We start from the raw sequence: 14,108 nt of genomic DNA on the forward strand, positions 1-14,108 counted from the left end.
CGCCACTCCGGTCCTTCAGGCCGTCCAGGCCAGGGCATCGGGCAGCAGCGGCTGCGCGATATCGAACAGCAGCCGCCGCTGCCAGAGCATCCGGTAGGCGAGGTCCAGCCCCGTCAGCTCGTCCAGCCCGCTCGCCGCCACCCCCGCCCGCAGACCTGTCGGTGCCCTGAACGCCTCGAGCAGCGCCCGCCCTTGGTCCTCCTCGTCGCCTGCGGGGAACCGGTAGCCGGTCAGCCATCCCAGATTGCGCCCGCGCAGCCCCGACGGCTCGCGCACCTGCCGCACCCGCCACCCGGCCGCCCGCGCCACCTCCTCAAGCACCTGAAGCCTCGCCGCGGGCAGGCTCTCCTTGCGGGCAGGCTTCAGCACCAGCACCTCACGTACGCCATTGGCCGTGCGCGCCAGGAAATCCGGGCGCCACCGGCGAAGGCGGCCTCCCGCCCGCCACTGCAGTTCCACCGGGCCGGCACTGAACGCTGCCCAGGCCGGCTCGAAGTCCAGCTCCACTGCCAGCCGCCACTGCCGCAGGCTGCCGCACACCACGGTCTGCTCCCGGGTCGCCACCGGCCAGTAGGTGATGATGCCCTTGCGGCCCCGCGCACCGGCTCGCTCACCGGCCCGAACTCCTCCAGCACCACCCCCTGAAGCCCGGCCGCGCTGCACGAGTGCACCGGCCCGTACGGCTCGCGGTACAGGGCCACGACATCCTGCCTCGCGCCTGGCACCGCCTTACCTTTCAGCAGGCGGCCGGGGGCCTTTACCGCGCTCATACCGTCCACTCCCTGCCGTGCCGCCGCACGGCCCCGCAACGCTTGTCCGGTCGGCTGCTCCTCCAGCTCCATCGCCCTGTGGCGAGGAGCGTTCTGTCTGATGTCGCGCATGCCTTCGACCGCACGGTTCTTCGTGGGCAGTCCTCTTGAGGGCTCATGCGCTACGCATGCACGAGCGCTGCTGAAGTGAGCCCGCACGGAACGCGATCCGGTTGTGCCGTTCCGCCAGCGCGAGCCAGCGCCGTCCTGCCGTGGCGGCTTCCGCACTCGTCGCGGCAGGACGGCTGTGGCGTTCCAGCCACCGCAACAGTGCGTTCTTGCCCGCGGCGAAGTCGACATCCCACAGGTCCGCTTGATGCTGCACCCGAACCAGCCACTTGCCCCGGTCCTGCGGCGTGCGCAGCCCGGCCTGCTCGAATCGCAGCATCAGCCAGGCCAGCTTGACCGCTTCGGGGAAGACGACCAGTGGTACAGCACGCGCCGAACGGGCCTCCAGTCCTGCCGTCCAGGCACGCTGTACCCACACCAGCGTGTCGGGCGCTTATCTCCACCACTGGTACATGACCTGGCAGGCATCGGCGAACAACTCCTCGCCAGCTAACTTGAACTTACGCTGTAGACGAAGCCTGTCCAGGTGCGCTGTCACGCACTCCGCAAGCGCGGCCACAGAAACAGCCTCCGGATCGGTGCTGCGCGAGTCATCCGTCCACCGCAGATGCCGGCCGCACACCTGCCAGCTGTCCGCCGACATCAACCACACCCGGTCACCCACCTGCCGCCGGTGTCCGCACAACGCGCACCACGGCACCAGAAACCCGCCGTCCCGCATCGTGTGCACGACCAATGCCATTGAGTCGGTCAACGCGCGGATCCGCCGGGCGGTCAAGGCCCGCAGCCACTTCCCCAACGAACAGGCCGCGTTGAAGTGCGTCTACATGGCGATCATGTCCTTGGATCCGACCGGCAAGGGTCAAAGCCGCTGGACCAGCCGCTGGAAGACCGCCCTGAATGCCTTGGAGATCACCTTCGACGGCCGCCTCTCAGCAGCCCGTCACTGACTCCAACCACCCTGGTTACACCGCTCGTTTGACAGACCCCGGCGCCCGGCGAGGCCCCCCGGCTCGGCGTCTTCTACCAAGCCCGCGCCTGGAGCGGCGAGCCGCACAACCGGGAGCCCGCCAAATGCGGCGGCCTCGACTGGTTCCCGATCGGCCAGCCACCGCCGAACAGCGTCCCCTACCACGCCGAGGCCCTCGCCCACATCGCCGCGGGCCGCTTCCACTCCACCTTCGGCTGGAAAGCGAAACTGGCCGCAGGGCGGCCGTGACCGGCGACGACATCGAGGAGCTCCACAAGATCACCAACAGAGTCACGCATTGGCTTTACAGCTCATCTCATTTGGTAAGTCGTCGGTAGCAGATCAGGGTGCAAGCGAGGCTGGTGAATGCCAGGAAGTGGCTGGCTGTGCGTTCGTAGCGGCGGTGCAGACGTCGGCATCCGGTGAGCCAGGCCATGGTCCGTTCGATGGTCCAGCGGTGGCGGCCCAGTCGTTCGCTGGAGTCGACACCTTTGCGGGCGATCCTCGGCATGAGCCCGCGGGCCCGTAACCATCGCCGCAGGTGGTCGTAGTCGTAGCCCTTGTCACCGTGGAGCTTGGCGGGTCTGCGGCGTCGACGTCCGCGGCGCGAACGGATGGGCGGAATGCCCGTCACCAACGGCACCAGCGCCTGGCTGTCGTGCGTATTGGCCCCGGAGATGCCCACGGACAGGGGCAGACCGTTCCGGTCGGTGACCAGGTGGATCTTCGAGCCGTACTTACCTCGATCGACAGGATTCGGACCCGTCAGGTCCCCCTTTTCAGGGCCCGCATGTTCACCGAGTCGATCGCGCACCTCGTCCAGTCCAGCTCGCCCCGGGCGCCGAGCTCGTCGAGCACCAGGCGGTGCAGCTTGGCCCACACGCGTGCCTTGCGCCACTCGCTGAACCGACGGTGCGCGGTGGCTCCGGACGGGCCAAAGGACGGCGGCAGTTGCTGCCATGTACAGCCTGATGTGGCCACGAACACGATCGCCGCCAGCACTTCCCGATCGCCATGCCGACGGCGGCCGCCGCCCTGCGGCCGTACCGGAGCCGGCGGAACCACCCGCTGGAACAGCTCCCACAACTCATCCGGCACCAACCGCTCGACGATCCCCACACCGGCAGGCTATCGAACAAGCCAAATGAGATGACCTGTTAGAGCCTCTGATCAGGGCGGATCAGGAAGCGGTTTCCGGTGTGCGCGCAGATGCGTGCAGATGCAAGGCCGAGGGGAGAGCGCAGCGGCGCTGCGGGCGACGGCGAGACTCGTTGGTCCGTATGTGCCGTTGCGCTGCTGGTCGAAGGCCGACGGTCTCCGCGCGACCGTTAGCTCGTGAGAACGCTGTCTTTGGCGAAGAGTATGTGGACGGGCGGGAGGCGGCGTTAGGGTCGCGGAACCAGACGGTTGTGAAGCAGACGGGGGCAGCGGATGCTGGCGGAGGAGTTGACGGCTCTGGCTGCGGCGGGAGGTACCGCGGTGGTGCAGGCCGCGGGAACCAGCACGTGGCAGGGGTTCCAACAGGCGGTGGCCACGTGGTTAGGCCGCGGGGACGAGGAACGGGAGCGCACCGAGCTGGAACGGCTGGACCGTAGCGCAGGCGCGCTCGCGGACGCCGGCGACGGCGAACTGGACTCGCTCAGGATCCGCCAGCAGGCCATTTGGCAGACCTACTTCGAGACAGCTTTCGAGAACTTAAGGGAGGACGAGCGGGAACGAGCAGCCGAAGCGCTGCGTGCCCTGCTCGGCGAGCACATGCCCGGTGTCGTGGTGTCGGTGGGAGACGGTGGACAGACCGTAGGTGGGAACGTGGTCATTCGGGCCGACCACGGGTCCGCAGCCGCCATGCGCATGGGGGATGTGACGCTGGGAAACCCTTCCCAGCCGGGACCGCACCAGGGCTGAGCGCACCCGGCGACACCCAAGCCCCCAGCATCACCCCCCATAGTGCGACCGTTGCCTCCGGCGCAGGAGTGGCGGTCGGTCGCGCCGACAACGTCGCCTACACCGCCTTGGAGACGCGCATACGCCGCACGCGCATCATGCTGTTTGTGATGCCCGTCATCGTGGTGGGCGGAACGATCATGACCATCGCCCTCATGCCGAACCAATCCTCCCCGCAGGGCGGGGAGCGGCCTTCCGAATCATTGTCGTCTTCAGGGCCGTCACGTGCCCACTCACCTTCAGTCCGGGCCACGCGCTCGTCCGAATCCTCACCGTATGGGCCCCAGCCGGAACAAAACGATCCGGGGGGTGTCCCTGAGGTCCGGCCGCCGTCAGCGCCGGCCGATCCGTCGGCGCCCTTGAAATCCCCGCCCTCAACGTTCTCCGTGGGGGACGACTCGCGAATCCAGAACGCTGACACCCACCAATGTGTGTCCGGCGACGCATCCGTCTACCCCGCCTACGGGACCTGCAGCGCCAGCGAAGCCTACGCGTGGACGTTCCGCTCCACGGGAGACGGCACGTTCAAGCTGGTCAACCAGGCGAGTGGGAACTGCCTGTCCGCGCCCTACAACAACAACTACGCGGCCGGACTCGAATCCTGCAGCGGCGGGCCCGGTGGGACCGGATACGTGCACTGGCGCGTAGGACAGACCAAAGCGGACGGCCAAACCGTGAAGAACACCGAGACCGGGCATTGTCTGGCGATGGGCTCCCCTCCCTATGGCGGCAGCAAGCAGGTCATGGTGACCACCTGCAACAGCGACCGGCCCCAGCAACTGTGGAGCCCCTAGGGCCAATGCCGTGACTCTGTTGGTGATGTTGGCGGGTGCTGACAGCTGGCGCGGTGGGTGCTTGGCTGGATGAGGGCGGGGCGGTGTCGTGGGTGGGGGTGGTCGCGGTGTCGCTGCGGCCGGAGAGTCATCAGAGGATCCCGATCAGGACGGTGCGGACGGCGCGGGCGGCGTGTCCGAGGGGCACGCCTGCGATGTTGATCAGGGACCGGTTGGACGTGCTGTTCGAGTGAGGAGTTTGCCGGTCTGTATCCCAGGGACGGCAGGCCGGGCCTGTCGCCGGGGCAGTTGGCGTTGGTATCGGTGCTGCAGTTCGCGGAGAACCTGTCCGACCGGGCGGCGGCGGATGCGGTGCGGACCAGGATCGACTGGAAGTACTCACTGGGGCGCCGACGAAGAGACCGTCTCCAAAGCCACCCGCGGCTACGACGCAGGCAAGAAAATCAACGGCCGCAAGCGCCACCTGGTCGTCGACACCCGAGGACTTCCCCTGCTGGTCATGGTCACCCCCGCCGACCTGCACGACTCCGCCGCGGCCAAGGAAGTCCTGTTCCGCCTCCGCCTCGTGCACCCCGAGATCACAATCGTCTGGGCCGACTCCGCCTACGCCGGAAAGCTCGTCGACTGGGCAAAACAGCACCTCAGCCTCACCATCAAGCCGGTCAGCCGCCCCAAGGACGCCTCCGGCTTTGTCGTGCTGCCCCGCCGGTGGGTCGTCGAACGCAGTCTCGCGTGGATGATGCACGCACGCCGCCACGCGAGGGACTACGAACGGCTCGTCCAGCACTCCGAAACCCTGATCACCTGGGCCGCCATCACCCTCATGACCAGACGCCTCGCCCGCAAAGGCGCCACCCCCAGCTGGACAAGGAAACCGGTGCCAGCCGACGCCTGACTGAATTTCTGTGATCCCTGGTCAGGAGGCCGCGTCATCTGGATGCTGAAAGTCATTCAGTGAGGGTGAGGAACGAAGGTCAGCATCCAACATGCGGATCAACACCAACCCGTCCGGTGGAGTCGGGCCCGCGCCACCGTTTGGTACAGGAGCTGTCACAGTCCGGTGAGGCCGCGGACAGTTGCAGTACCCGACCGAACGACCCAGATACCGCTGCCCGACGGGGTCTCTTCCGAGCGAGCCTTGAGATCTTCGACATCCACGGCCGGCGGCCACCGTGTTCCATGCTCCGACCAGCGCACCCCAACGAGACCGACGCCGGTCAGCTCGGCAGTACGCAGATCGGCTGTGGTGAAGTCGTCCAGAAACGCGTGCACCGAGTTCCTGTCGAGCGCCGGTGGTTCCCGGCGGAGCACCAGCCCGATGGCTCGGCGAACCTGGTTGGTGCGGATATCGATGATGGCGAGGGCGAGGGCGAGGTCGAGGGCGCGTGCGAGGTCGCGGTCGAGGGCGCGGGCGAGGTCGCGGTCGAGGGCGAGGTCGAGGTCTCGGGCGAGGGCGAGGGCGAGGTCGCCGGCCCGGTCGAGGTCGCTGTCGAGGGCGAGAGCGAGGTCGAGGGCGAGGTCGAGGATGCGGTCGAGGGCGCGGGCGAGGTCGAGGGCGCGGGCGAGGTCGAGGGCGCGGACGAGGTCGAGGTCGAGGACGCGGGCGCGGGCGCGGTCGAGGTCGCGGGCGCGGGCGCGGTCGAGGTCGCGGGCGCGGGCGAGGGCGCGGGCGAGGTCGCGGGCGAGGTCGCGGGCGAGGTCGCGGACGAGGTCGCGGACGCGGTCGAGGTCGCGGTCGCGGTCGAGGTCGCGGTCGCGGTCGAGGTCGCGGCTTGCGGCTGCAACGTCGGGGTGGTTGCGCAGGATCATACGGTCTGACGGATTGAGGGACCGAAAGAGCTTCTCCGCGGTGGTGTGATCCTGCGTCGTCTCATGCCTGGCGGGCTGACTGGTCGGCGTTGGCTCAAGGGGGGTGGGCAGGATGGCGGCCAGGCCGGCTCCGACGTCGAGCACCGCGTCAAGGCCGTCCGCGGCCGTGTCGTGGCGGGACTGAAGCAGGACTTCGCGCAGGCCGGCCTCGGTGTCGAGGACGTCGTCCAGTGCGTTGGTCAGGGTGCGCTGGTGGTGATGGAACCAGTGCTCCACGGCCTGGTCGCGGGGGTCGTGGTCGGGGTGGCGGGTCATTGCTCCTCCTCCCGTGCCTTGAGGTAGTCGGCCGCTGCGCGGCGGGCTTTTCTGAGGTTGGCGCGTACGGTGTCGGCGGGCAGGCCGAGGTGTTCGGCGATGTCGCTGGGCGTGAAGCCGGCCAGTGTCCACGCCAAAACCTGGCGCTGCCGGGGCGGCAGGCTGCGCAGCATGGGCAGCGTGTCGTGCCGGGTCTCCCACTCCCCGATGGCGTCCGGGCGGGCCAGCAATGACGTCGGTTCGGGAACCTCCTGGACGGGCTCCTCCTCGATGGCGGCGAACTTGCGCACCAGCGCGCGGGAGGCAACCTTGTACACCCATGGCCGGGGCGTGTGCAGTTCGCTCCAGCGCCGGTAGGCGCTGGTCATCGTGTCATGTGCGATGTCGGCGGCAACGTGCACGGCAGCGCCCTGATTGATGAGAAAGGCCACCAGAAGTCGGACAGTGCTGCAGTAGAAGGCGGAGAACTCCTCATCCATTTCACTCCGCACGCGGTGGCGTGTGACGGGTTCGGTCGCCGGGCCGTCGCCGCCGTCTGCCGAGTCGTTCTCGCTCACGCTGCCTGGTCCTCCCCCTCAGCCACTGTACGGGTGATCTTCATTCGAAGGCGGTGGCCATCGCCGCGCTGCTCATCAAGCTCCAGTCGAGCGCCGGAGGCTACTGCCCTGGTGACACGGACAAGGTACTGGTGCCGGGCCTCCTCACGACGTGTCCGCCACCGCAGCCGTAGCCACAGTCCGAGCAGAGCACATGCCTTGGCAGTGACGACCGAGCCGATCGCAATGACGGCTGCAGCTGTGTCCATCGGTGTCCTTCCCCTACTTCACAGTGTGGGCCGCTGTTTTGAAGCGGGCCTCATGAAGTAAGAGCCCCAGAGGACCTTGATCGTGAACTCCCCGCGCCTAAATACGCCGACCGGCACCGCGGCCCGTCCTGCACATCAACTCCGGTGCCACCGCAGCCGCCTGCGACCACGGACGATGCACGGGCACCCGCTGCGCGCGCCAAGGTGCCGCCCAGGGTTCAGAAACACGCACTGAGCTTGTTCTTTAACCTGCCGGGAGGTGCGAATTCGGGGAAAACCACCGGTGGTGGCACCGGCACCGGCAGGGAGCCCCCGAGACGGCGTCGGTGCCGGCCGGTCTGGACCCACACCCCTGTGGTGTGTCCGCACCGGGTCACCCGGAAGTCTTCTCGGCACGGTGCCGGGGGGCTTCGGTGGTCTGGTCGTTCTGGTGCCATCCGCTGGTGGCTTGCCGCCGGGGGTCTGCAGCCCCCCGGCAGTGTGAGCCGTCGGTCAGCTCAGCCGTGCGTCGGCGTAGACGGCCATCGCGTCGCGCTGGTAGACGGCCAGTCCGTCGGTGATCCGGTCGAAGTTCGTACGGAACTGAGGGTCGTCGACGTAGGTCTGGCCCAGTCCCTTGTACGCGGCCGCGCACGGGGTCCAGAACTGGCACACGCCCTGGTAGTGGGCGTCCACCTCGGCCTGCACCGCAGGATCGGCGACGGGTGTGCCGGTCACCATGAACTCCGCCATCCGGATCATCTGCGCCGTCACCTCACGCTGCCACTGCTCCATATCCTCGGCGGTCATCCCCGCGATGGCGCGCTGGGACTGCTCCCACTGCTCCGGCCACCGCTCGCGCGCGTCCGCCTCGTGGCGGTCGGACTCGAAGCCCTCGAACAGGTTCTCCGGCCTGTTGATCTTTGCCATGTCGCTGTTGTCCTTGCCTTCCTCCAGTTCGGCGATGGTGCGGCCGACCGTGCGGGCGAGCGTCTCGAGCCGGTCGCGTTCCGCAAGCAGTCGTTGGTGGTGCTCGCGGAGCGCGGCCAGCTGATCTACCTGGCTGTCCAGGACCGCCTGGATCTCGCGCAGCCCCAGGTCCAGGTCTCGCATCAGCAGGATCTGCTGCAGCCGCAGCAGATCGGCCTCCTCGTAGTAGCGGTGCCCGTTGCTCCCGATCCACGCCGGCGGCAGCAGGCCGATCTCGTCGTAATGCCGCAGTGTCCGGGACGTCACCCCGGACATCCGGGCCACATCCGCGATCGACCAGGCCATTGCCCCGCCCCCTCCATCACCGGGCCGGTCTCTCCGGCCACACCGAAGACGGTAGAAGTTGACGCGGCGGAAACCGCAAGCCGGAACCGGCACCGGATCGCGGAACCACGACTGCGGCTGTCCGAAGGCTCGACCCGCCGGACCTGACTGGCAACGGGTCTCAGCTTCCTTATGGTCTGGCCTCGAACGATGTCCCGAACGTGGTCGCTCGTACGAGGATTTCCGGGGACGTGAACACGGCCGCCGTCTGATCCTGTGCTCCGACCAAAGAGGCACTTGACCAGCACGAAGGCCGTGGGGGAATGAGTCTGCTGCAACCTGGCGTCCAGCGGGAAGCGTTCGCCGTAGCGTCACGCTTCCGGGACGACTTCTTCGACTGCCTGACCGTGCGCGGGGACACGCTGTTCGAGCTGACCGACGCATTGTTGTGTATGGACGGGCGGGTGACCACGCCGGTGGACCTCACGCTGACGGCTGAGCACCGGCGTGGACACGGCGCGATGTACGACGCGCTCAACTGCGGGAAGGTGGACGTGGCGCGGCTGCGGCAGGTGCTGGCTGGACTGCCGCAGCCCGGGGCCGCCGACGGGCGCTTGGTCCTGGCGGTGGATGTCACGCATTGGCTCCGGCCGGACGCGCCGACCAGCCCGGACCGCTTGTTCTGCCACGTCTACGGCCGCAGCGGTCGGTCCTCGGACCAGTTCGTGCCCGGCTGGCCCTACTCGTTCGTCGCCGTGCTGGAGTCGGGACGGACCTCGTGGTGCCAACTCCTGGACGCGCTGCGGCTGGGGCCCGCCGACGACGTCGCCGAGGTCACCGCCCGTCAGGTCCGGCGAGTGGTCGAGGACCTCATCGACATGGGCCGTTGGCAGGTGGGTGACCGCGACATCCTGGTCGTCTTCGATGCCGACTACGACGCTCCGCGCATGGCCTATCTGCTGGAAGGGCTGCCGGTGGAGGTCCTAGGTCGGATGCGCACGGAGGACCGCGTGATGCGCAAGCCGGTCCCGGTGCCGTGGATCTCGCCGCCGCAGGGCGGACGCCCACCGAAGCATGACAAGGAGTTCCGCTTCGCCAGGCCCGACACCTGGGGCGAGCCTGATGCCGCGACCGTGCAGGTCACTGACCGCTATGGGACCGCTCGCGCGATGGCCTGGGACCGCATCCACCCTCGTCTGACCACCCGCTCCGCGTGGATCGACCACACCGGCGAACTGCCCATCATCGAGGGCGCGTTGATCCGTCTGGAGGTCGATCGTCTGCCGGGCGGACACGATCCACTCCCGATCTGGCTGTGGTCGTCGGCCACCGGCCTGACCGTCGCTGAAGTCGACCTGCGCTGGCAGGCTTTCCTCCGCAGATTCGACCTGGAGCACACCTTTCGAATGATCAAACAGACGCTGGGCTGGACCCGTCCCAAGCTCCGCACCCCCGAGGCCGCGGACCGGTGGACCTGGCTGGTCATCGCGGCCCACACCCAACTCCGCCTCGCCCGGCCGCTGGCCGTGGACCTCCGCCGCCCCTGGGAACGGCCCGCCGAGCCCGGCCGCCTCACTCCCGCCCGCGTCCGCCGCGGGTTTCGGAACCTCCGCCCGAACTTGCGCTGCCCGGCCCGTGCACCGAAACCCAACCGGCCCGGTCCTGGGAGGCCACTCGGCTCGAAGAACCGGCGCCCTGCGACCCGCTACGACGTGGGCAAGACGGTCAGGCGGCCCGAGACCATCGCCGCACGTGACCAGGTCAGACCATAAAGAACAAGCTCAGAAGCTGTGTCTGAAGCCTCTTTCCGCTGGTCACCGTGTTATGAAGCGTGGCGGGGCCCTGCTTGCCGTTCGTTTCGGCGTCGATGGGCGGGCTTCCGAACGGCAACCACCGGGGCGCTCGGGAAGGAACGAGCTTCTCAGCCCGCGCCCGCGTTACGCTTCCGCGCGCCGGTTGCGGAACACCCTCCGCTCCGCGTGGCATAGCCGCCTAGCGGAGAAACGGGAGTGGGACGCGGGCAGTGTGGTGGGTAGGGGACGCGCAGCGTGTGCGCAGACTGTGGTGGACGGCTGCGTTGGTGGGCACCGGTCTGGTCCAGGTGGCCGTCGTCGTGCTCGCCGACGAGAGCGCGATGGAACGGTGGACGCCCGCTCTGGGAGTCGTGGTCTCCGTGCTGGGGCTGCTGTCCACTCTGACGCAGAGCGGGTCCGGCACAGGGGAAGGCTGGGGCACAGATTGGCTGAAGGGCCGGGCGGACGCCCTGGCCGAGGCGGTGGAGGACATGTGGGCGGCCGAGGCGCGGCTGCGCAGGTTGCAGGATCCCGAACCGCTGCCCGTTCGATGGAGCGCGGTGGACGCGCCGCTGGCCGATCACGACGAGAATGTGCGGCTGGGCGCCGAAGCACACGCTGCCCTGAGAGCAGGGCAGTTGAGCGACGTGCGCGCGGCTTTCCTCGCCGTCCCGTCCCGTCGTGTGGTCGTGCTGGGGCCGCCCGGGTCCGGGAAGACGATCCTGGCACTGAAGCTCACCCTGGATCTGCTGGCAGCCCGGGAGCCGGGGGACGCCGTACCCGCCGTGCTGCCCGTCGGCACATGGGACGCCGTCCGGCAACCCTTGCGGGCCTGGATGGCCGCCCGGATCGCGGCCGACTTCCCTGCCCTGGCCGTCAGGGTGCCAGGCGGCGGCACGCTGGCGGACGCTCTGGTCGCCGCCCGTTTGGTGATGCCGGTCCTGGACGGCTTTGATGAACTGCCTGAGGCACAGCGGACGTCGGCGATGCGCCGTCTCAACGCCGAACTGGACGCGGACTCGCCCCTGTTCCTCACCAGTAGGACCGCCGCCTACGCCGCCACTGTGGAGGCCTGCGACGTACTCACGGCTGCCGCGGTCGTCGAACTCTCCCCGCTCTCCTTGACCGATGCTGCCGCCTATCTGAGCCTGACCTCGCGTCCCAGGCGCATGCCGGATGGACAGATCGGCACGGCCTGGAGCGCGACACTGGACCGTCTGGCCGCGCCCAGTGGGCCGCCCGAGCACGCCCTGCGGCAGGTGCTGAGCAGGCCCCTGATGGTGGCCATGGCGCGCGCGGTCTACGGCGACGGTACCCGCGACCCCGGGGAGCTGCTGGACGGCCGGTTCAGCACGGCCACGCAGATCGAGGAATACCTGCTCGCGGCGTTCGTGCCGGCGGTGTTCGGCGAGATGAGCGGATCGCGCCGCACATCCGCGGAGGCCCAGCGGTGGCTTGGGTTCCTCGCCCGTCACCTGCGGCATCGCGGTACTGGGCAGCTGGCTTGGTGGGAGTTGCAGAGCGCGGTGCCGTGGGTGGTGCAGTTGCTGGCGCCGGGGGCCCTGGCTGCGTGCTTGTCCGTCGTGGCGGCTGGCGGCGTCATGATGCTCGTGGCACCGGACACGATGCGCGAGTTGTGGGTCAGTGGGGAACTGGCTGAAATGACGAGCAACGTGGGAGGAGTTATTGCCGGGTGCATTGTGGGTCTGGCCATCCTGATAGATCGGACAGGCACGGCCTCACTGCGCCGATTGATGGTGAAGGCCGCCTTAGCGTCCGCCGTCCTGGGCATCCTCATCGGTGTCACTGCCGAGCCTCTCTACGGAGCCTCCATCGCGAACCTGGGGGATGCCTGGCTCTTCCGTTTTCTATCGGGCGTCCTCTTCGGCACTGCTGTGTCGGCGGTGTTCGCGGCGGCCGAAGTCACGGCCTCTCCCGCGCCGCTGGGTCTGCCCTGGGCGGGTCCGACGGTCACCCGCCAGCTCGGTGTGGCCGCCGTCCTGGTGCTGTTCGGCGTGGCGATCCTGGTCCTGGACCCCTTCTCCCCGGCCAGCGGTGTGTGGCGCGCCAGTGCGTTGGCGGTCCTCGCGTGCGCGGCTGCGGTGGCCGTCTTCCGCATTCAGCGGGGCGGAACGCGCAGGGCTCGATACCGAGGGCCAGGCCGACAGCAGGTCTTGCGGTTTTGCCAGGGTCTGGTCCGCGGGACGGCTGTGTGCCTCCTGGTGGGTCTGGCACTCGGTCCCGCTATCGGGGCCATGATGGGCACCATCATTGAATGGCGGGCCGCTCGCGCCGGGACCGTACACTCTGATGCCGCCATCCAGGAGTCGCGCACGGGAATCCGCCGCGCGACCACCGGCGCTTGGACCTTTGCGGCATACCCCGACGGCACCAAGACAGCCGAACCGGCCAAGCGGGTCAGGCTGGTCCTGATGAAGAACACCCGCAACCCCGCGGAAGCGTGGACGTACGCGCCACCCGGACCCGGTCGGGCGTGCCAGGAACCGGACCGGCGGTGCAACACACGCCTCGCCTGGGTGCGGTTCACCACGCAGGACGGGATCTGGCACGTCCGGATCGCCGGTCACGACGCGCGCGACCTCACACTCCTCTCCTCCCTGCGCCCGCCGGCCGCTTGGTGGTTCTGGCAGATCGGCCGCTGGGGCCTTGTGGAGAACTGCGTCAAGGGCGGTATCGTCTCCGGCCTCGTGCTCGGCATCATCGGGGGCTGCGCCTGCGGCGTCTACCGCTGGCTCGACACACCCGCCGACCTGACCCGCGCCGCGAGTCCGCCCGCCAGCCTGCGGGGTGACCGGCTCGCCGTGCTGACTCGGGGCGCTGCGGCCACCATCGCAGGATCCGCCGCCAGCGCCCTTCTCCTGCTGACTACGGCAGACCGGTACGGGATGCACGGCATGTCACTCCAAATGGCGCTGGTCATGGGCCCGCTGGCGCTGAGCCTGAGCGCGTACGGCCGGCTGACGGTCGCGCGGATCTGGCTCGGCGCCACCGGCCGACTGCCGTGGCGGCTGATGACCTTCCTCGACGAGGCCCACACGCGGGGCGTGCTACGCCAGTCCGGCGCACGCTACGAGTTCCGGCATCTCCGGCTTCAGGAGTGTCTTGCAGCAACGGCCGAATCAGGCGAGAGGGATGCCACGGCTGCCTGGACTGCGCGGTGATCGATGCGCGGATGAACCGTTCCGCACCAACCCGAGCGTCTCCCACTACCCTCGCCGGCCTGAGTACGTGCTTCCGATCCACGGCCTGGTGGGTGGACGGCTCTGGAGCGCCACTGCGCCGACCGCGACCACGCTGTGCACCGTGCGATCACCCGAGCCGTCCGGGCCCGTCGCGGCCCGCCAGCATCGCCAGCACCTGCTTCTCGTACACCAGGAGCGCCTGTGTGGCCTCTACCATCTCCTTGAAGGTATCGGCTAAGACCGTGTCCTATGTGGTGAGGCGGACGTTGAGCTGGTCATGGGGCGGGGTATGTGGAGTTGGATTGTTCCGGACGGGCTGTGGGAGATCGCTGAGCCGCTGATCCCACCGTCGAAGGTGCGGCCG

General features: G+C 68.7%; 10 protein-coding genes and 3 pseudogenes. 7 read left to right on the forward strand and 6 right to left on the reverse strand.

Annotation, left to right across the window (positions count from 1 at the left end):
• Window positions 1-15: 15 nt before the first annotated feature.
• Together ACTWP8_RS36545 and ACTWP8_RS36550 are read right to left on the reverse strand one after the other, a co-directional pair.
• Window positions 16-564 (reverse strand): TnsA-like heteromeric transposase endonuclease subunit, encoded by a 549-nt coding sequence (locus tag ACTWP8_RS36545; protein ID WP_443326373.1) that lies wholly within the window; start codon window positions 562-564, stop codon window positions 16-18.
• A gap of 360 nt (window positions 565-924) precedes the next feature.
• Complete coding sequence (locus tag ACTWP8_RS36550; protein WP_443326374.1) at window positions 925-1,197, reverse strand: hypothetical protein; 273 nt, start codon at window positions 1,195-1,197, stop codon at window positions 925-927.
• A gap of 397 nt (window positions 1,198-1,594) precedes the next feature.
• On the opposite strand from ACTWP8_RS36550, the pseudogene ACTWP8_RS36555 reads away from it, so the two are divergent.
• A pseudogene (locus ACTWP8_RS36555) lies at window positions 1,595-1,828 on the forward strand (transposase); the annotation flags it as partial.
• A gap of 336 nt (window positions 1,829-2,164) precedes the next feature.
• Here ACTWP8_RS36555 and ACTWP8_RS36560 read toward each other — a convergent pair.
• Window positions 2,165-2,961 (reverse strand): IS5 family transposase gene (locus ACTWP8_RS36560; protein WP_443326381.1). Its coding sequence is split into 2 segments (ribosomal slippage): window positions 2,165-2,616 and window positions 2,616-2,961, totalling 798 coding nucleotides; the frame shifts between segments, so codons are not numbered across the junction.
• A gap of 414 nt (window positions 2,962-3,375) precedes the next feature.
• Here ACTWP8_RS36560 and ACTWP8_RS36565 point away from each other — a divergent pair.
• The 3 genes and pseudogenes from ACTWP8_RS36565 to ACTWP8_RS36575 form a co-directional block, all read left to right on the forward strand.
• Entirely contained in the window at window positions 3,376-3,753 is a 378-nt protein-coding gene (locus ACTWP8_RS36565) for a hypothetical protein (protein ID WP_443326375.1), read from the forward strand.
• Between the two features lie 194 nt (window positions 3,754-3,947).
• A complete protein-coding gene (locus tag ACTWP8_RS36570) occupies window positions 3,948-4,586 on the forward strand; it encodes an RICIN domain-containing protein (RefSeq protein ID WP_443326382.1) in 639 nt (212 codons plus the stop codon).
• 346 nt (window positions 4,587-4,932) lie between these two features.
• A pseudogene (locus ACTWP8_RS36575) lies at window positions 4,933-5,463 on the forward strand (transposase); the annotation flags it as partial.
• A gap of 173 nt (window positions 5,464-5,636) precedes the next feature.
• Here the strand turns inward: ACTWP8_RS36575 and ACTWP8_RS36580 are convergent.
• From ACTWP8_RS36580 to ACTWP8_RS36590, 3 genes are all read right to left on the reverse strand, one after another.
• Entirely contained in the window at window positions 5,637-6,710 is a 1,074-nt protein-coding gene (locus ACTWP8_RS36580) for a hypothetical protein (RefSeq protein WP_443326376.1), read from the reverse strand.
• Entirely contained in the window at window positions 6,707-7,267 is a 561-nt protein-coding gene (locus ACTWP8_RS36585; RefSeq protein ID WP_443326377.1) for an RNA polymerase sigma factor, read from the reverse strand. The genes ACTWP8_RS36580 and ACTWP8_RS36585 overlap by 4 nt, the downstream gene beginning before the upstream one ends.
• A 740-nt stretch (window positions 7,268-8,007) precedes the next feature.
• On the reverse strand, window positions 8,008-8,769 hold the full coding sequence (locus ACTWP8_RS36590; protein WP_443326378.1) for a MerR family transcriptional regulator: 762 nt from the start codon (window positions 8,767-8,769) through the stop codon (window positions 8,008-8,010).
• A gap of 302 nt (window positions 8,770-9,071) precedes the next feature.
• Here ACTWP8_RS36590 and ACTWP8_RS36595 point away from each other — a divergent pair, with 302 nt between their 5' ends.
• From ACTWP8_RS36595 to ACTWP8_RS36605, 3 genes and pseudogenes are all read left to right on the forward strand, one after another.
• A complete protein-coding gene (locus ACTWP8_RS36595; RefSeq protein WP_443326379.1) occupies window positions 9,072-10,520 on the forward strand; it encodes an NF041680 family putative transposase in 1,449 nt (482 codons plus the stop codon).
• A 278-nt stretch (window positions 10,521-10,798) separates the two neighbouring features.
• Window positions 10,799-13,723 (forward strand): NACHT domain-containing protein, encoded by a 2,925-nt coding sequence (locus ACTWP8_RS36600; RefSeq protein WP_443326380.1) that lies wholly within the window; start codon window positions 10,799-10,801, stop codon window positions 13,721-13,723.
• 298 nt (window positions 13,724-14,021) lie between these two features.
• Window positions 14,022-14,108: pseudogene (locus ACTWP8_RS36605) on the forward strand (IS5/IS1182 family transposase); the annotation flags it as partial.

This window comes from Streptomyces sp. 7N604, from assembly GCF_052245475.1.
GTDB lineage: Bacteria > Actinomycetota > Actinomycetes > Streptomycetales > Streptomycetaceae > Streptomyces.

Bases quoted from the DNA above. Each gene is read 5' to 3' on its own strand.
- ACTWP8_RS36550 (WP_443326374.1), bottom strand. From the start codon at position 1,197: ATGCTGCGATTCGAGCAGGCCGGGCTGCGCACGCCGCAGGACCGGGGC.
- ACTWP8_RS36570 (WP_443326382.1), top strand. From the start codon at position 3,948: ATGCCGAACCAATCCTCCCCGCAGGGCGGGGAGCGGCCTTCCGAATCA.
- ACTWP8_RS36580 (WP_443326376.1), bottom strand. From the start codon at position 6,710: ATGACCCGCCACCCCGACCACGACCCCCGCGACCAGGCCGTGGAGCAC.
- ACTWP8_RS36590 (WP_443326378.1), bottom strand. From the start codon at position 8,769: ATGGCCTGGTCGATCGCGGATGTGGCCCGGATGTCCGGGGTGACGTCC.
- ACTWP8_RS36595 (WP_443326379.1), top strand. From the start codon at position 9,072: ATGAGTCTGCTGCAACCTGGCGTCCAGCGGGAAGCGTTCGCCGTAGCG.